Here is a 17,689-nt window from a genome sequence, read left to right on the forward strand (position 1 = left end):
CTGCGCCCGAGAAATGGGACAATGCCACCATGGTCAATAAACAGCCGGGTCGGCCCTCGGGGACGTCGGACGCCCGGCAGAGACTCGTCGCCGCGGCTCAGCGTCTGCTTGCCGGCGGACATCCGGCGACGATCACCGCTCGGCAGATCGCGGCGGAGGCAGGCCTGAGCCACTCGCTGGTCAATTATCACTTCGGCTCGAAGGACGAACTCCTCATCGTCGCCCTCGCCCTCACCGTCGCCCCGCATCATGTCGTTGCCGCGGCGACCGAGCACGGCACCCTCGACGTCCGGGCACTGGCCGAGGGCATCGTCGCAGTCTGGGATCACCCCGTCCACGGCCCCCGCCTCGTGGCGTTCGCCAGAGAGCTCGCCGATGACGGTTCGCGGGCTCAGCTGCTCAGCCGCTATCTCGAGCGGACCGTCTTCGGCGCCCTCGCCGAGGCGGTCGGACGTACCGCAGCCCGTCGGCTCGCCGTCGTCATCGTCGGCACGATCTTCACCCGCTACGTCCTCGCGCTGCCGATGATGGCGACCCTGTCCCCCGCCGAGGTGGTTCGACAGATCGTCGCCCTCGCCGGTCCGATGCCGGCTCAGAGCCGGATGAGTTCGCGCGGGAAGTCCGTGAAGGTGTCGACACCGGTGTCGGTGACGAGGATCGACTCGGAGAGTTCATAGCCGTAGCCGTTCATCCACATCCCGCAGATGAGGTGGAAGGTCATGCCCGCCTCGAGGATCTGGTCGTCCTCCGTCCGGATCGAGATCGTCCGCTCACCCCAGTCCGGCGGATAGCCGATGCCGATCGAATAGCCCAACCGACTCGGCTTCTCGAGCCCGCCCCGGGCAAGCACCCGATTCCACGTTCGCGCGAGTTCGGCTGTCGGCACGCCCGGGGCGGCGACGTCGAGGACCGCCGCGAGCGCCTCGGCGACGACCCCCTCGAGGCGGACGAGCTCCTGCTTCGGACGCCCCACCACGGCAGTGCGCGCCAAGGGGACATGGTAGCGGCGGTGGACCCCGGCGAGTTCGATGCTCACCGACTCATCGGCGGCGAAGGTCCGATCCGTCCAGCTCAGGTGCGGAGTGTCAGCGCTCTCACCGGTGGGCATGAGCGGGACGATCGCGGGATAGTCACCCCACGACGTCCCGCTCCCCCGCGCCTGCGCGGCGGAGATCGCGGCGGCGACCTCGTGCTGGCCGACCCCCTGCCCGACCGTGCCGAGGGCCGCGTCCATCGCCGCGCTCGTCACTTCGGCAGCCCGGTGCATGAGCGCGAGCTCGTCAGCGGACTTGATCGCCCGGATCCAGTTGACGAGCTCGAACGAGTCGACGAGACGCCACTCCGGCACACCGTTGACGAGCGCCCGGAAGGCGCGCGGGGAGAAGAAGTGCGAATCCATCTCGACCCCGACCGGCGAGGACGAGGCCCGGGCGACCTCCCACCGCTGACGGAGCGCGAAGGCGACCCAGTCGAAGGGGTGGATGTGCGGGCGCTGGACGTAGCGCTCGGGGTAGCCGACGATGTCCTCGGGCGGCAGCCACGAGGTGTGGGAGGCCCCGCGGGCGTCCATATCGCGCAGGAAGAGCGTGAGCGGACCCGAGGAGGGGACGAAGAGCAGCTGCGGGGTGTAGAACGACCACGCGTTGTAGCCGGTGAGGTAGTAGATGTTGGCCGGATCGGTGACGATGAGCGCCGAGAGCCCCTGGTCGCTCATCCGTCCGCGCACCGCCGCGATCCGGGCGAGGTACTCCTCTGGGGAGAACCCGAGGTTCTGCGCCCCGATCGTGTCGACCTCCCCCGGTGTCGGCTGCGGGCGCGAGCGCACCGCCTGCCCTGCACCGCCCTGCTCGGATCCCGGCCGCATTCCCTGGACGTCGGGACGGTCCGCCTCGCCGCCGGTGAACAGCTCGCCTTCATTCATGCCCTCAGTGTGGTGATCGCGCTCACACGGTGTCAATGACGGTCCGCGAGCGTGTCGACAGGCACCGCCTGCACCTCGGATCGCCACGCATTGACGGATACAGAATGAAATTTCAACACAATCAACTGAATCCGCACAGCGGACTACGCATTCCGACTGATTCAATGGTAGATTGATCTGAGACTCACATCACGGAGGTGAAGAATGGCCCACTCGCTGCCGAGCGGAAGCAGTCACCGCCTGGGCAACCTCGACGAGAAGTCCAAGGCGATCATCGTCGAACTCCAGCATGACGGACGCAAGTCCTACTCTGCCATCGGGAAGTCCGTCGGACTCTCCGAGGCGGCCGTGCGACAGAGGGTGTCGAGGCTCATCGACTCCGGCGTGATGGAGATCGTGGCCGTGACCGACCCGCTCAGTCTCGGCTTCGCCCGACAGGCCATGGTGGGAGTGAAGGCCCGCGGAGACATCTCGAAGGTCGCCGACAGGCTGCACGGGTACGACGAGATCGACTACCTCGTCGTCACCGCGGGGTCGTTCGACCTCCTTGTGGAGATCGTCTGCGAATCGGACCGACACCTCATCGATTTCGTCAACAGGGAGCTCCGGTCGATCGACGCGGTCGTCGACACAGAGCTCTTCATGTACCTCTCACTCGAAAAGCAAAAATACAATTGGGGGACACGATGACAGACAATGTCACCAGAGCCGGCACTCCGTATCAGGAAGCCGTGCGCAACAACGTGTGGATGCATATGGCTCCGCACCAGGCCCTGTTCAACGGCGGACAGGCACCGATCATCACCCGCGGCGAAGGCCACTACATCTTCGACGATCAGGGCAAGCGCTACATCGACGGCCTCGCCGGTCTCTTCACCGTCCAGGTCGGACACGGTCGCGAGGAGATCGCGAAGGCGATGTACGACCAGACCATGAAGCTGCCCTTCATGCCGCTGTGGTCCTTCGCCCACCCGCAGGCCATCGAGCTCTCCGAGCGCCTCGCCTCCTACGCCCCCGGCGATCTCAACCGCGTCTTCCTCACCTCCGGCGGCGGCGACTCCGTCGAGTCCGCGATGAAGCTTGCCAAGAACTACTTCAAGCTCACCGGCAAGCCCGGCAAGCACAAGATCATCTCCCGTGCCACCGCCTACCACGGCACCCCGCACGGCGCCCTGTCCGTGACCTCCCTGCCGGGCCTGCGCGAGCAGTTCGCCCCGCTCGTCCCCGGTGCCCACAAGGTCCCGAACACGAACTTCTACCGCGCACCCGAACCGTACGCGCACGATGAGAAGGCCTTCGGCCGCTGGGCCGCCGACCGCATCGCCGAGGCGATCGAGTTCGAGGGTGCCGACTCCGTCGCCGCCGTCTTCCTCGAGCCCGTGCAGAACTCCGGCGGCTGCTTCCCGCCGCCTCCCGGATACTTCGAGCGCGTGCGCGAGATCTGCGACGAGAACGATGTCCTCCTCGTCTCCGATGAGACGATCTGCGCCTACGGTCGCATCGGCGACATGTTCGCGTGCAACGACTTCGGCTACGTCCCCGACATCATCACCAGCGCCAAGGGCATCACCTCGGGCTATGCTCCGCTCGGTGCGATGATCGCCTCGGACCGCCTCTTCGAGCCCTTCGGTCCTGGCGGCGACGCGACGTACTACCACGGCTACACCTTCGGCGGTCACCCCGTCGCCTGTGCCGCCGCGATGGCGAACTTCGACGTCTTCGAGAACGAGAAGCTCAACGACCACGTGCACGAGAACGCCGGCGCGTTCAAGTTCACGCTCGAGAAGCTCAAGGACCTCCCGATCGTCGGCGACGTCCGCGGTGAGGGCTTCTTCTACGGCATCGAACTCGTCAAGGACAAGGACACGAAGGAGTCCTTCACCGAAGAGGAGTCGGAGCGGATCCTCAAGAACTTCGTCTCGGCGAAGATGTACGAGAACGGCCTCTACTGCCGTGCCGACGACCGTGGCGACCCGGTCATCCAGCTCTCGCCCCCGCTGACCGTCGGTCAGAAGGAGTTCGACGAGATGGAGCAGATCATCCGCGGCGTCCTCCAGGAAGCCTGGACGATGTTCTGATCGTCACTCGCACGACGACGGCCTCGGCACCTTTCACAAGGTGCCGAGGCCGTCGTCGTCGGTGCCGGGGGCAGGGCCGCTGTCAGGTTCTCGCCCCGCCGAGGCGGTCGCACGGCTGCGGCGGACCCGCCGTGCCGTGCGACCGTGGAGCTCAGGCCCCGCCGAGGTGGTCGGCGAGGTAGGACTCGACCTGATCGAGGCTCACGCGCTCCTGGCTCATGTCGTCGCGCTTGCGGATCGTCACCGCACCGTCGTCGAGGGAGTCGAAGTCGTACGTGATGCACAGCGGGGTGCCGATCTCGTCCTGGCGGCGGTAGCGGCGACCGATCGCTCCGGCGTCGTCGAAGTCGATGTTCCAGCGACTGCGCAGGCGAGCGGCCAGAGCCTTCGCCTCGGGAGTGAGCTTCTCGTTGCGGCTGAGCGGAAGCACAGCCGCCTTGACCGGAGCGAGGCGCGGATCGAGCTTGAGCACGATGCGGGTGTCGGTGCCGCCCTTGGTGTTCGGCGCCTCGTCCTCGGTGTAGGCGTCGATGAGGAAGGCCATCATCGACCGGGTGAGGCCGAACGCGGGCTCGATGACGTAGGGCGTGTAGCGGTCGCCGCTGGCCTGGTCGAAGTACTGCAGCTTCGCCCCCGACGCCTCGGTGTGGGTGCTCAGGTCGTAGTCGGTGCGGTTGGCCACGCCCATAAGCTCACCCCACTCCGAGCCCTGGAAGCCGAAGCGGTACTCGATGTCGATGGTGCCTGCCGAGTAGTGGGCGCGGTCGTCCTCGGGGACGTCGAAGCGGCGCATGTTCTCTTCGCTCAGGCCCAGGCCGAGGAACCAGTTCCAGCAGTCCTCGACCCATTCGTCGAAGAGGGCTGGAGCGTCGTCGGGGTGGACGAAGTACTCGAGCTCCATCTGCTCGAACTCACGGGTGCGGAAGATGAAGTTGCCGGGCGTGATCTCGTTGCGGAAGGACTTGCCGATCTGCCCGATTCCGAACGGCGGCTTCTTCCTTGATGCGGTGAGCACATTGTTGAAGTTGACGAAGATGCCCTGCGCGGTCTCCGGGCGCAGGTAGTGCAGTCCGGCCTCGGACTCGACGGGGCCGAGGAACGTCTTGACGAGTCCGGAGAACTGCTGCGGCTCGGTCCACTGGCCGCGGGTGCCGCAGTCGGGGCACACGACGTCGGCCATCCCGTTCTCCGGAGCCTTTCCGTGCTTGGCCTCATAGGCCTCGATGAGGTGGTCCTCGCGGTGACGGTGATGGCAGTGGAGGCATTCGACGAGCGGGTCGACGAAGGTCTCGACGTGACCGGAGGCTTCCCACACGCGCTTGGGCAGGATGATCGACGAGTCGAGGCCGACGACGTCCTCGCGTCCGCGGACGAAGGTCTGCCACCACTGGGACTTGATGTTGTCCTTGAGTTCGACGCCAAGCGGGCCGTAGTCCCACGCCGAGCGGGAACCACCGTAGATCTCCCCTGCCTGGAAGACGAATCCTCTGCGCTTGGCCAGGGCGATGACGGCATCGAGCTTGGACTGTGCCACGGTTGACTCTCCTTGGTATCCGTTGCCGCCACGGCCGGCTGCCGTGGCGCACAGACTCCAGCCTATCGGGTCACGGCCGCCTCCAGGTGAAGCGCGGCAGGCGATGGAACTCACACCTCTTACGCAGGGTCGGGGCCGCCTCGGCGAGGATCGGCACGGTAGACTGGTGCCACACCCAAACCTTTCTCCGTACCGATGGCTGTGCCCGCGCGCAGTCGGAAGGAAGCGTACGGTTCCGGCCCGGATTGCCAGTCATGATCGCACAAGCGGCCGCAGGGTAGATCGCCACTACAGTCATCTGCGATCAAGTGTGTGCCGACGTGAGAGAGAACCACTCATGACCGAAGAATCCACTCAGGAGACCACGCCGACGTTCGCCGAGCTCGGCCTCCATCCCGAGGTCCTGCGCGCCGTCGAAGCCCTCGGCTACGAATCGCCGTCCCCGGTCCAGGCCGCGACGATCCCTGCGCTCGTCGCCGGTCGCGACGTCATCGGACTCGCGCAGACGGGTACGGGCAAGACCGCGGCGTTCGCCCTGCCGATCCTCTCCCACCTCGCCGAGGCGGGGCGGGCATCGGACGGACCGTTCGCTCTCGTGCTCACCCCCACCCGTGAGCTCGCGCTCCAGGTCGCCGAGGCGTTCACCTCGTATGCGACGAATCTCGACGACTTCTCCGTGCTCCCCATCTACGGCGGCCAGTCCTACGGTCCGCAGCTCGCCGGCCTCAAGCGCGGTGCGCAGGTCGTCGTCGGCACCCCCGGTCGCGTCATCGACCACCTCAAGCGGGGCTCGCTCAAGCTCGAGAACCTCCAGCACCTCGTCCTCGACGAGGCCGACGAGATGCTCAAGATGGGCTTCGCCGAGGACATCGAGGAGATCTTCAACGCCACCGGCGACTCGCGTCAGGTCGCTCTGTTCTCGGCCACGATGCCGACCTCGATCCACCGGCTGACCGGCAAGTACCTCAACGATCCCGAAGAGGTTCGGGTCGCGGCGAAGTCGCAGACCGGGTCGAACATCCGGCAGCGCTACCTCATGGTCCAGCACTCCCACAAGCTCGACGCGCTCACCCGCATCCTCGAGGTCGAGGAGTACGACGGCATCATCATGTTCGTCCGCACCAAGCAGGCCACCGAGGAGCTCGCGGAGAAGCTGCGGGCGCGTGGCTTCAAGGCCTCGGCGATCAACGGCGACATCCCGCAGCAGGCCCGTGAGCGCACGGTCGAGATGCTGCGCGAGGGCAAGATCGACATTCTCGTCGCCACCGACGTCGCCGCCCGTGGTCTCGACGTCGAGCGCATCTCGCTCGTCGTCAACTACGACATCCCCCACGACACGGAGTCCTACGTCCACCGCATCGGCCGCACCGGTCGCGCGGGACGCTCCGGTGAGGCGATCCTCTTCATCACCCCGCGTGAGCAGCGCCTGCTCGGCTCGATCGAGCGCGCGACGAAGCAGAAGGTCGAACCGCTCACTCTGCCCAGCGTCGAGGAGCTGACGAACACGCGCGTGGAGAAGTTCACCAAGCGCATCGACGACGCGCTCGCGACGACGGAGCTGAGCGAGCTCGCCACCGTCATCGAGCAGTACGAGCTCAGCCGCAACGTCCCCGCCACGGACATCGCCGCGGCACTGGCGTCGATGGTCCTCGAGTCGAACTCCCTCAAGGCCGAGCCGATGCCCGAGCCGACCCGCGGCAAGCAGGGCCGCGACCGTGACGGCAAGCCCGGCCGTGAGCGCGGCGGTCGCAGCCGCGAGGGCATGGTCACCTATCGTCTGGCCGTCGGCCGCAACGAGCGGGTGCAGCCCGGTTCGATCGTCGGAGCGATTGCGAACGAGGGCGGCATCACCTCGAAGCAGATCGGGCACATCGACATCCGCTCGAACCACACCCTCGTCGACCTGCCCGCGGATCTCGATCCGGGTGTGCTCAAGAAGCTTGCGAACACGGAGATCCAGGGCCGCCCGATCGACATCCGTCCCGACTCCGGTCGTCCGGGACGCCCGTTCAAGAAGCGCAACTTCGACAAGCAGCCCGGCGACAACCGCAACTTCCGCGGCGACCGCCGAGGCGGCGGGAAGAAGTTCGGCGGCCGCGACCGGGACCGCTCGCGCGACCGGTACTGATCTCGCGTCAGTAGCCGGCGCTCTCCGCTTGACGGTCGGCGCCTGGTATTGAGTCGGTGTTCTCAGCGTCAGGGTCGGCGCCCGGTACTGAGCCGGCACACAGCCAGAAGGGGCCCGCAGCATTCGTGCTGTGGGCCCCTCGCGCTGTGCGGAACGGCCTCTTCTGCTGAAGTTCCGCCCAGGACGGGGGCCGCCTCAGCAGAGAGAGCACTCTCCCGATGTCCACGTTTCGACTCTGAGTCACTTTTCGCCCGATCGGTCGGGGCATGCCCCGACCGATCGGGCGAAAAGTGACTCACACCGGCGACGCTCGGGCGGAAAAACGATCGTCCTGGCGGAAAGTGACTCAGCTCGCGGTCTCCCCCGGCCGATCGACGGCACCGCCGAAGCGCCGGTCGCGGCGCGCGTACTCCTCGATCGCCGCCCACAGCGTGCGCCGGTCGACGTCGGGCCAGAGCACGTCCTGGAAGACCATCTCCGCATACGCGGACTGCCAGAGGAGGAAGTTCGAGGTCCGCTGCTCGCCCGAGGACCGGAGGAAGAGGTCGACGTCGGGAACCTGCGGCGCGTAGAGGCGGGAGCGGATCGTCTTCTCGCTCACCTTCCCGGGCTTGAGCTTTCCCGCCGCCACCTCGGCGGTGATGGCATTGACGGCGTCGACGATCTCCGACCGACCGCCGTAGTTGACGCAGAACTGCAGGGTCAGACCTGTGTTGTGCTTGGTCATCTCGGCCGCGGTCTCGAGTTCATCGATGACCGAGCGCCACAGGCGACCTCGCCTGCCGGCCCAGACAATGCGCACCCCGAGCGCGTTGAGCTCGTCCCGACGCCGGCGGATGACGTCGCGGTTGAACCCCATGAGGAAGCGGACCTCCTCGGGTGAGCGCTTCCAGTTCTCCGTCGAGAACGCGTACGCCGATAGATAGTCGACGCCGATCTCGATCGCCCCGAGGATGACGTCGAGCAGGGACGCCTCCCCCGCCTTGTGGCCCTCAGTGCGCGGCAGCCCGCGCTCGTTGGCCCAGCGCCCGTTGCCGTCCATGACGACAGCGACGTGGGAGGGCACGAACTTCGGGTCGAGGCGCGGAGGTCTCGCCCCGCTCGGATGGGCGGGAGGGGCAGGATAGGTCACGTGCGCTCCAGGACAGACAGTGATCGGATGTTGCGTTCGAGGTGCCACGACACCCAGTCCGAGACGAGCTTGGAGCCGTCGATCTGGTCGTGGAGGTCCGAGGCTTCGGCACTCTCCCAGTCCCCGGTGAGGAGGGCGGCGAGGTGGTCGAGCGCGTCGGTGTCGGGCAGGGCGGCCCCGCTCGGGCGGCATGCCGAGCACACGGCGCCGCCGAGCGCGGCCGAGAACGCCCGGTGCGGTCCCGGCGCCCCGCATTGGGCGCAGTCGAGCAGACTCGGCGCCCATCCGGCGACCGACATCGCCCGCAGCAGGTACGCGTCGAGGGCCAGCCTCGGCGGGTGCTCGCCCTTGCACAGGGAGCGGATCGCGGAGACGAGGAGGAGGAACTGGGCCCGGGAGACGGGTTCGGCCTCGGTGATGCTGCGGGCCGTCTCCGCCATCACCGAGGCAGCCGAATAGGCGTCGAAGTCCGCGCCGATGCCGCGGGCGAAGGGTTCGATGAGCTCGACCTGGGTGACGATGTCGAGGTTGCGTCCGATGTGGCACTGGACGTCGACGAGCATGAACGGCTCGAGGCGGGAGCCGAACCGCGACTTCGTGCGCCGGACCCCCTTCGCGACGGCGCGGACGAGTCCGTGGCTGCGGGTGAGGACGGTGACGATGCGGTCCGCTTCGCCGAGCTTGTGGCCCGCGAGGACGATGCCTTCATCACGATAGCTGTGCACCGATCCATTATCGCAGAGCGCGGCAGGGAATGCCCTGCCGCGCCCTGTGAGTGTCGCCGCCCGGCTCACTCCTCGCGGTCGCGCACCGCTCGGTTGACCGCGGAGATGACCGCCTTGAGCGAGGCCTTCGTGATGTTCGGGTGGAGGCCCGCACCCCAGCGCACCCGGTCGTCGATGGCGAGTTCGACGTAGGCCGCGGCCGTCGTGTCCGCTCCTGATCCGATCGCGTGCTCCGTGTAGTCCTGGAGGCGCATGTCGAGGTCGAAGTTGTCGTTGAGCACGCGCACGAGGGCGTCGATCGGGCCCTTGCCCCGGCCTTCGTACGTCCGCTCCTGGCCGTCGACGATGAGGTCGACCTCGATCCGCTCGGAGGAGGTCGTGTCGTCGACGGCCCCGGACTCGGTGCGCAGCCCCACGATCTGGAAGCGGCCCCAGGTCTGGTCGGGGTTGTCGCTGGGCAGGTACTCGTGGTTGAAGATGCGCCGGATCTCCTCGGCGGTGAGCTCGCCTCCGGCCTCAGTGTGCTGCTGGACGGCCTTGGAGAACTCGACCTGCATCCGGCGCGGCAGATCGAGACCGTACTCGCTCTTGAGCAGGTAGGTCACGCCGCCTTTTCCCGACTGCGAGTTCACGCGGATGATCGCCTCGTACGAGCGGCCGAGATCCTTCGGGTCGACGGGCAGGTAGGGCATGTCCCATTCCATGAGGTCGACAGGGACCCCGTCGGCCTTCGCATTGCGCTCACGGTCGGCGAAGGCCTTGTTGATCGCATCCTGGTGCGAGCCGGAGAACGAGGTGAAGACGAGGTCGCCGCCGTAGGGGTGACGTTCGTGGACGCCGATCTGGTTGCATTCGGTGACCGTGTGGATGACCTCGTCGATGTCGGAGAAGTCGAGTTCGGGGTCGACGCCCTGCGTGTAGAGGTTGAGCGCGACGGTGACGAGGTCGAGGTTGCCGGTCCGCTCTCCGTTGCCGAACAGGCAGCCTTCGATCCGATCGGCGCCGGCCATGATGCCGAGCTCGGCCGCAGCGACCCCGGTCCCGCGGTCGTTGTGCGGGTGGAGGGAGACGGCCACCTCGTCGCGGTAGGGCATGTTCCGGCAGAACCATTCGATCTGGTCGGCGTACGTGTTCGGGGTGCCGCGTTCGACGGTGGCGGGCAGGTTGACGACGGTCTCGCGTCCGGCGGCGGGCTGCCACATGTCGAGGACGGAGCCGACGATGTCGAGAGCGAACTCGGGTTCGGTGTCGACGAAGATCTCCGGCGAGTACTGGTAGCCGAAGTCCGCGTCGCCGAGCAGCGTCTCGGCGTGCTTCATCACCGCCTGGGTTCCCTGCAGCGCGATGTCGCGGGTCTGGTCGAAGCCGTCGCCGTCGAAGCCGAAGACGACCTTGCGGAAGACCGGGGCGGTCGCATTGTAGAGGTGGACGGTGGGCATCTTCGCCCCGACGAGCGATTCGACGGTGCGTTCGATGAGGTCCTCGCGCGCCTGGGTGAGGACGGAGATCCGCACGTCGTCGGGGATCGCATCATCGTCGATGATCGAGCGGACGAAGTCGAAGTCGACCTGACTCGCCGCGGGGAACCCGACCTCGATCTCCTTGAACCCGAGTTTGACGAGGAGATCGAACATCCTCCGCTTGCGATCGGGGGTCATCGGGTCGATGAGCGCCTGGTTGCCGTCGCGCAGGTCGGTGCTCAGCCAGCGCGGGGCCTTCCGGATGACCTGGTCGGGCCAGGTGCGGTCGCGCATGTCGAGCGCGATCCGGTCCTGGAACGACTTGTACTTCTGGTACGGCATGGGGGTCGGCTGCTGCAGATTCATCATTCCTCGTCATCTCTCGTCGTGCGGATCAGCATGGAGGACTCCGCGACGAGGGCGCTGTCCGTTCAGGACTCGTCGCGGCACGGAAGGAGGATGAACCTGTGAGCCACGCCTCCACGGTAGACCGCCGACCCGCCGGGGCGAGCGCACTGTCCACATCTCAAGACACATGGCTCGTGATCCGACACCGTCCCCTGCCGCCGAGGCGGTCGACGGTCCCCGGGACCACCGCAGTCCCCGACGCCGCCGGGGCGGCCCTCAGTCCCCGAGGAAGTCGACCGAGGCTCGGCGAACCGTGAAGCCGACGCCGGTGGAGTCGGATGTGCACGTCATGCCGTCCTCGGCGGACGTGCATGTCATCCCCGAGGCCGAGATCGACTCTCCGTATCCGAGGACGCGCGCCGGCCCCGCGTTCTCCGGGGCCTCGACGCACGAGAACCCTGCGCCTTCGCCGTTGGCGACGACGACCGAGCCCCAGTTCTCCATCTGGCAGTCCTCGGGCCGTTCCGGAGGCGTGTAGTCGAAGGAGCTGATGACACAGCGAGCCCGCTCGGAGTCGATCGTGCACTCGATGTTGCCCGACGGCGAGGCGAAGGTCTCGACCGCGGCCGGTGGGCTCGACTTCTCAGGTCCCTCGGTCGGTTCGAGACTCGGGGCGGGGCTCGGACTCACCGGCCCCGAGGCGACGTCGTCCCTGCCCTGCATCGAATCCCAGACGATGTAGCCGACGATGCCGAGGGCGAGGACGAGAGCGATGGCCGCGAGGACCCACAGCCACGCCGGCACGCGCTTCGTCTCCGGCTCGCGCCGGTAGGGTCCCCCCGGACCGCTGCCGCCGCCGGCCCCCGTCGGACCCCCCGGACCGTAGCCGTCACCGCCGTAGCCGGCGGCGTACCCGGCACCTGCCGGAGGGACGGGAGTGCCGCCGCCCTGACCCTGCGACCCGTACCCTGCCCGACCCGGAGCGGCTGCCGCGCCGGAGGCCGCTGCCATGCCGGAGACCGCGGCGCCGAAGCCCTCGCCGCCGCGACCCGGACCTTCAGCTCCCCCGTTGTGCGGGGTTCCCTGCGGGTTCCATTGGCGCGGCGCCGAGGCGGCCTGCGCCTCGGCAATGTCTGATGCACTCGCCTTCCTCGGGGACGGTCCGGACTCCTCGGACTCCGGTCCCCCGGATCCTGCGCCCTCGGCGGCGAGCTGACGGAGTTCATCGAGGCTGAGGACCTCGGTGGCCTCAGTGCCGTCGGCGGAGACCATCGACCGCAGCCGTTGGATCTCCTCGGCCGACAGCGCCTGCGTCGATCCGTCGGCGTCGGCGGGCCTGTCCTGGCCGATGAAGAGCTGCGTGGTGATCGAATCCGGAGTCTCCTCGGCCGGTTTCCGGCGCCCGGGGCGCGGAGGATGGTTCGGCACGGGTGGAATGCTCATGGGAGCCATTTTCTCACAGACACGCACCCCGCCCGGGTCGCGCCCGTGAGAGGATGGCGTCATGGTCAGTGCTCGCACCCGCCTGTGCGCGGGCGTCGTCGGGCTCGCGTTCGTGCTCTCCTCGTGCGGGCCCGACGAGGAGCCCCCCGACACCGACCGGGGTCTCGCGGCTCCCGCTCAGCAGATGCGGACCGGCGACTTCGCCGTCCCCGCCCAGCTCGACCCCGGCGGTCAGGAGTCCGCCTCGGCGGCAGGACCGACGGTCCCGGGGCTCGGCCCTGAGACCTCGGCGCAGATCCCGGCCGGCACGACCCAGGTCATCGTCGTCAGCAGCCCCGACGTGCAGTCGGAGTCCGGTGAGCTCGCCTTCTACGAGCGCACGGACGAGACGTGGACGAAGCGGAAGACCTTCCCCACCCACAACGGCTCCAACGGCTGGCTCGCCGACCGCCGGGAAGGCGACAAGACGACCCCGAGCGGTGTCTTCACCCTCACCGATGCAGGCGGATACCGGAAGAACCCGGGAACGAAGCTGGACTACACGCGCGATGCCGGACTGCCCGCCTCGGCGACCGTCGCCTACGGGGAGGAGTACTCCCGCGTGTTCGACTACATCATCGCCATCGACTACAACCGCAAGCGCGGCACTCCGCCGACCGACCGGACGCGGCCCCTGGGCACGGAGAAGGGCGGCGGCATCTGGCTCCACCTCGACCACGACTCGGGCACGAACGGGTGCGTCACCCTCAAGGAGAAGGACCTCCTGTGGATCATGCGGACGATCGACCCGGAGGCGGACCCGCGCATCGCCATGGGTCCCGTGAGCGAACTGAGGGAATGATGCGCCGGATCACCATCGCCCTCGTCCAGACGATCAACGGCGCCTACGCCCACGACGGCTGGTCGACGGGGGTCTCGACGCCGACGGACTTCCGCTACTTCGTCGGACTGCGCCGGCGAGCGGGAGCGATCATCATCGACCGCCGTACCGCGCTCAACCCCCGGCTGCCGATGATCAACGCCCCCGGCAAAGCCCTCGAACACACCCCCGTCCACGTCCTCACGGAGTCCGACCCCGCTGAGCTCGCCCGGCAGCTCGCCGATCGGGGACTCGACTACCGCGCCGTGGGCTTCACCCCGAACTCCCTCGCCGAGGTGGTCGCCGGGCTCGCGTCGGACAGCGACGAGATCGTGTGCGAATCCGGGCCCAACCTCGCCTACCGGATCCTCGAGCACTATCCGCGCACGGAGCTGCATCTGAGCATCTCGCCGCGCTACCTCCGGGACGGTCTCACCCACTTCTCGGGGCTCGAGGCCGACATCCCCCTGCGCGTGCGTGGGATCGAGCAGCTCGACGATCAGGTCGTCATCCGCTATGCGAAGGCGAAGCCCCCTCCTCAGTGAGCAGGGCGTCGGACGGGGCGAGGTGGGTGATGACCTCGTCCGTGCCTGCAATGAGGATGCGCTCGGCGGCGCTGACGACGACGTCGATGCCGATCGTCTCGACCCCGCCCTCGGTGTCGTTGCGCTCATCGCCGTGGAGCGGAGCGAGGATGGTGAGCTCCCGGAACCGCACGGTCGGGGACTCGGCGTCGGCGACGCGGATGAGCATCTGCTGGGCGGCCCCGAAGACGCTGATCGCCCCCGAGCCCACGCAGGCCTCGATGCTCGCGACGCCGTTGAACGCGAGGTGGGTGCCCACCCCGAGGTCTGCGGCGACCGCGCACGCCGAGAAGTGCGCGCGCAGGTACGAGTCGAAGTCGGCGTCGAAGGCGTCGATGCCGCGGCCGAGCATCGGCCCGTCGACGTACCAGCCGCCGACCGCAGCGATCTGCGCGTCGATGCTCAGTCCCACCTCGGCGAGCGCCTCGGCGACGGCGTGCGGTCGCTCGACCCAGTCGGGGACGACGAGTGGGGTGAAGTCCGCCGAGGCGGTCGGCGGAGTGCGGACGACGCCGACGATGTCATGGTCGCCGGACAGGCGTCGGGCCAGGCGGGAGCCCACCCAGCCGGAGGCGCCGAAGAGAAGGATGCGCATCAGCCCAGTCTAGGGGGCGGGCTCGCCGGCGGACCCTGCCTCGCCTCTGACAGGATGCTCACCCGGCGAAGACCTTGACGCCCTCGCTCGCCGTGTACGTCATGTACCCCTTCTCGAAGTTCTGTCGGGTCTTGCCGTTCGAGGTGTACTCGCCGCTCGTCGGCAGGCCGAGGCTGCTGCGCTCCCAGCCGAGCGACTTCCGCTTGCCGAGGAAACCGCCGCTGAGCGGCTGGCCCTTCGTCGTCGACGAGTACGTGATGATGCCGCCCGCGAAGTTCTGGTAGACCGCGGTCGAGCGGTACTTGAAAGTCACTTCGTCGCTCGTGGGGAACCCGAGCCTGCCCTTCTCGTAGCCGATCGCGCCGTACGCGGTCCTGATTCCGCCCTTGTTGAGGTGCGCCCCGGTCGCGCTCGACCAGTAGACCGTGCCCTTCGTGAAGTGCTGGTAGGCGCCGTCGGGATTCGACAGCGACCTCTCGGTGCCCGTCGGCTCCCCGGTCTGCGCCCGATGCGCACGGTAGTACGCGCCGATCGCTCCCTTGGTGACGTAGCCGAGCGAGGACTGGAGGTTCGCCGCCGCGGTGCGGATCGACCCGAGCCGGTTGTAGAACGCCGTGCCCGGGCAGTCCGTGTAGCTCGTGTCCCGGTGGCCGGAGACGGTCTTGAGCGTGACCGACTTCCCCTCCGGATACTTCGAGGTGCTTCCCCCGCCGGAGGTGAGCGTCATCGACCCTGTCGGTGAGAACGCGAACATGTTCGCCTTCCACGCGACGACCCGTTCGACGGCGCGCTGGGCGGCCGAACTCGGGGCCGATCCGCTGTACGTCCCGAGGACGGCCACCCCGATCGTCCCCGAGTTGAAGCCCGAGGCGTGTGCCCCGGTGATCGCCTTGTCGATGCTGCCGGCACGGCCTTCGTAGATCGTGCCGAACCGGTCGACGAGGAAGTTGTAGCCGATGTCGCACCAGCCCCGGGACTGCGTGTGGAACGTGAGGTAGCCGCGGATGATGCCCGGCGCCTGGGCCTGCGTGTACGAGTTCGACCCGGCCGTGTGGTGGAGGAAGACGCCCTTCGCGCTCGACGTCTGGTCCGACTGGCAGCGCACGAGGCTCTCGTCAGCGCCCCACTCCTTGCGGGTGACGATGTTCGCCTTGAGTCCTTGGTCGTAGATCTGTGGGGACAGTCCCTGTGTCGGGTCCGGGGCCGGCGGCGGGTCGATCGCCTCATCGGCATCGGTGACCGGGGTCGAGACCGTCGTGATCTCGAGGTCCGTTGTCGCGGCCGAACCGTTGCCGCTGCGCACCTCGACTCTCGAGGAGTCGAGGACGGGCACGGCCTCGGACTCACCGGAGACCGCTGCCGCCTGCTGCGCCTCGGCGGAGCCGTCGTCCGGCCCGCCTTCGTCCTCGACGCGAAGCTCCTCCCAGTCCGACCATGTCCCGGACTGCTTGTAGCGGATCTCGAGGCCCGGGTCGTCGCCGTTCCACGTCGCACCGAGGATGGTCACCTCGTCGGCGTCGAGGTCGATGCCCGTGACAGCGCCGGCACGGGCCGAATGCGTGGCGATCGCGGTGTCGCCGAGGGTTTTCGTCGCCGGTGGGTCCGAGGCGGCGCCTGAGCCGGAGCCGGAATCGGTCGCCGGTGGGTCCTTCGGATCGGAGCTCTCGGTGGGGTCGGCGCTCTCGGTGGGATCGGGGGTCGTCGCGGGTGCGGAGGTTCCCGGTGTGTCCTCGGGGCTGCCGAGTTCAGCGGCGAGCGCGGTCGTGCCGAGGGAGGCGGTGAGGGCGAGTGCAGTGGCGGCGGAGATGGTCAGTGACAGCGCTCGTGTGCGCATGATGCTTCCTCGCAGGTCGGTGACACCTGCGATGCTACCCGAGCTGTGAGCAGCTTGTGAAGAACCTCACTGTGCCGGGGGTCCCGCCGAGGCGCACCTCTGGCCTGGAACGATGACGATAGTCTTGAGGCCTCCGACCGATCGCCGAAGGACCCCGATGACCTCTGACCGCGAGCTCACGCGGCTCGAACTCCTCCTCGATCGCTTCGCCAACCGCTGGCTGACCCGGGTGCCCACCGGAGTCCGGGAGTTCCTCGTCTTCGGGATCAAGCAGGCGTGGGCGTGCCTGTTCGGGGCGCTCATGCTCGCGGCCATCGTCGCCACCGCGTGGTGGTATCCCGACGGGGCGGCCCTCGACCGCAACGACCTCCTCGTCATCATCGCCGTGCTCATCCAGATCGGCATGCTCGCCTTCCGTCTCGAGACGGGTCGGGAGTTCCTCGTCATCGTCGTCTTCCACATCGTCGGCACGGGGATGGAGATCTTCAAGACCGCCGTCGGGTCGTGGAACTACGCCCCCGGCGGCGTCCTCCACATCGGCGCGGTCCCCCTGTTCACGGGATTCATGTACGCCGCCGTCGGGTCCTACATCGTCCGCGTCTACCGCCTCTTCGACCTCCGCTTCAGCCATTACCCGCCGAGGTGGATCACCGCGATCATCGCCGCTGCCATCTACCTCAACTTCTTCACCCACCATTGGCTGCCCGACATCCGTCTCGTCCTCGTCGCGGCCACGGTCATCGTCTACTTCCGCTGCACGATGCACTTCCGCGTCCACACCCGCACCCTGCGCATGCCGATCCTCCTCGCCTTCGTCCTCGTCGCCTTCTTCATCTGGATCGCGGAGAACATCGGCACGGCCGCGGGAGCCTGGCTCTACCCGTCCCAGGCCGGCGGCTGGGAGCTCGTGCCCGTGACAAAGCTCGTCGCGTGGTTCCTGCTCATGATGATCTCCGTCGTCCTCGTCACCTTCGTCTACCCGCCGCGGCCCCCGGAGGACCCGTCGGCCGGCGTCGATCCCGCCCGTTCCCGCCGGTGAGCACCTATA

The 17,689-nt window shown here is 67.9% G+C and carries 15 protein-coding genes; 7 read left to right on the forward strand and 8 right to left on the reverse strand.

The window, feature by feature from the left end; all coding sequences use genetic code 11:
- Window positions 1–29: 29 nt before the first annotated feature.
- On the forward strand, window positions 30–677 hold the full coding sequence (locus ACQ1RG_RS14315; RefSeq protein ID WP_040341482.1) for a TetR/AcrR family transcriptional regulator: 648 nt from the start codon (window positions 30–32) through the stop codon (window positions 675–677).
- On the opposite strand, the gene ACQ1RG_RS14320 is transcribed toward ACQ1RG_RS14315, so the two are convergent.
- Window positions 593–1,921: a M24 family metallopeptidase gene (locus tag ACQ1RG_RS14320; protein ID WP_009377072.1), complete on the reverse strand. Its 1,329-nt coding sequence runs from the start codon at window positions 1,919–1,921 to the stop codon at window positions 593–595. The genes ACQ1RG_RS14315 and ACQ1RG_RS14320 overlap by 85 nt on opposite strands.
- Before the next feature lie 204 nt (window positions 1,922–2,125).
- Here ACQ1RG_RS14320 and ACQ1RG_RS14325 point away from each other — a divergent pair, with 204 nt between their 5' ends.
- Both ACQ1RG_RS14325 and ACQ1RG_RS14330 read left to right on the forward strand, forming a co-directional pair.
- Window positions 2,126–2,611, forward strand: a complete 486-nt coding sequence (locus ACQ1RG_RS14325; RefSeq protein WP_009377070.1) for an Lrp/AsnC family transcriptional regulator — start codon at window positions 2,126–2,128, stop codon at window positions 2,609–2,611.
- Window positions 2,608–3,999 (forward strand): aspartate aminotransferase family protein, encoded by a 1,392-nt coding sequence (locus ACQ1RG_RS14330; RefSeq protein ID WP_051995511.1) that lies wholly within the window; start codon window positions 2,608–2,610, stop codon window positions 3,997–3,999. The genes ACQ1RG_RS14325 and ACQ1RG_RS14330 overlap by 4 nt, the downstream gene beginning before the upstream one ends.
- A gap of 151 nt (window positions 4,000–4,150) precedes the next feature.
- On the opposite strand, the gene ACQ1RG_RS14335 is transcribed toward ACQ1RG_RS14330, so the two are convergent.
- Complete coding sequence (locus ACQ1RG_RS14335) at window positions 4,151–5,533, reverse strand: glycine--tRNA ligase (RefSeq protein WP_430600176.1); 1,383 nt, start codon at window positions 5,531–5,533, stop codon at window positions 4,151–4,153.
- A gap of 337 nt (window positions 5,534–5,870) precedes the next feature.
- Here ACQ1RG_RS14335 and ACQ1RG_RS14340 point away from each other — a divergent pair, with 337 nt between their 5' ends.
- Window positions 5,871–7,661 (forward strand): DEAD/DEAH box helicase, encoded by a 1,791-nt coding sequence (locus ACQ1RG_RS14340; RefSeq protein WP_430600177.1) that lies wholly within the window; start codon window positions 5,871–5,873, stop codon window positions 7,659–7,661.
- A 346-nt stretch (window positions 7,662–8,007) separates the two neighbouring features.
- Here ACQ1RG_RS14340 and ACQ1RG_RS14345 read toward each other — a convergent pair whose 3' ends face one another.
- The 4 genes from ACQ1RG_RS14345 to ACQ1RG_RS14360 form a co-directional block, all read right to left on the reverse strand.
- Window positions 8,008–8,793, reverse strand: coding sequence for an isoprenyl transferase (locus ACQ1RG_RS14345; protein ID WP_119296196.1), 786 nt, complete (start codon window positions 8,791–8,793; stop codon window positions 8,008–8,010).
- Window positions 8,790–9,518: a DNA repair protein RecO gene (gene recO, locus ACQ1RG_RS14350; RefSeq protein WP_009377063.1), complete on the reverse strand. Its 729-nt coding sequence runs from the start codon at window positions 9,516–9,518 to the stop codon at window positions 8,790–8,792. Before recO ends, ACQ1RG_RS14345 begins: the two co-directional genes overlap by 4 nt.
- A gap of 65 nt (window positions 9,519–9,583) precedes the next feature.
- Window positions 9,584–11,347 (reverse strand): 2-isopropylmalate synthase, encoded by a 1,764-nt coding sequence (gene leuA, locus ACQ1RG_RS14355; RefSeq protein WP_009377062.1) that lies wholly within the window; start codon window positions 11,345–11,347, stop codon window positions 9,584–9,586.
- 255 nt (window positions 11,348–11,602) lie between these two features.
- The gene (locus ACQ1RG_RS14360) at window positions 11,603–12,769 is read right to left on the reverse strand and encodes a DUF6636 domain-containing protein (RefSeq protein WP_164672034.1); all 1,167 of its coding nucleotides are present in this window, start codon (window positions 12,767–12,769) and stop codon (window positions 11,603–11,605) included.
- A gap of 61 nt (window positions 12,770–12,830) precedes the next feature.
- Here ACQ1RG_RS14360 and ACQ1RG_RS14365 point away from each other — a divergent pair, with 61 nt between their 5' ends.
- Together ACQ1RG_RS14365 and ACQ1RG_RS14370 are read left to right on the forward strand one after the other, a co-directional pair.
- The gene (locus tag ACQ1RG_RS14365; protein ID WP_009377058.1) at window positions 12,831–13,610 is read left to right on the forward strand and encodes a L,D-transpeptidase family protein; all 780 of its coding nucleotides are present in this window, start codon (window positions 12,831–12,833) and stop codon (window positions 13,608–13,610) included.
- Window positions 13,610–14,173: a hypothetical protein gene (locus tag ACQ1RG_RS14370; protein WP_009377056.1), complete on the forward strand. Its 564-nt coding sequence runs from the start codon at window positions 13,610–13,612 to the stop codon at window positions 14,171–14,173. The genes ACQ1RG_RS14365 and ACQ1RG_RS14370 overlap by 1 nt, the downstream gene beginning before the upstream one ends.
- Here the strand turns inward: ACQ1RG_RS14370 and ACQ1RG_RS14375 are convergent.
- Window positions 14,136–14,807 (reverse strand): NAD(P)-dependent oxidoreductase, encoded by a 672-nt coding sequence (locus ACQ1RG_RS14375; protein ID WP_009377052.1) that lies wholly within the window; start codon window positions 14,805–14,807, stop codon window positions 14,136–14,138. The two genes, ACQ1RG_RS14370 and ACQ1RG_RS14375, sit on opposite strands and share 38 nt — an antisense overlap.
- Window positions 14,808–14,865: 58 nt before the next feature.
- The gene (locus ACQ1RG_RS14380; protein WP_009377047.1) at window positions 14,866–16,641 is read right to left on the reverse strand and encodes an N-acetylmuramoyl-L-alanine amidase; all 1,776 of its coding nucleotides are present in this window, start codon (window positions 16,639–16,641) and stop codon (window positions 14,866–14,868) included.
- Window positions 16,642–16,798: 157 nt separating this feature from the next.
- On the opposite strand from ACQ1RG_RS14380, the gene ACQ1RG_RS14385 reads away from it, so the two are divergent.
- Window positions 16,799–17,680: a DUF817 domain-containing protein gene (locus ACQ1RG_RS14385; RefSeq protein WP_009377045.1), complete on the forward strand. Its 882-nt coding sequence runs from the start codon at window positions 16,799–16,801 to the stop codon at window positions 17,678–17,680.
- Window positions 17,681–17,689 lie beyond the last annotated feature (9 nt).

The sequence above is a fragment of the Brevibacterium sp. K72 genome, from assembly GCF_050562175.1.
GTDB classification, from domain to species: domain Bacteria; phylum Actinomycetota; class Actinomycetes; order Actinomycetales; family Brevibacteriaceae; genus Brevibacterium; species Brevibacterium casei.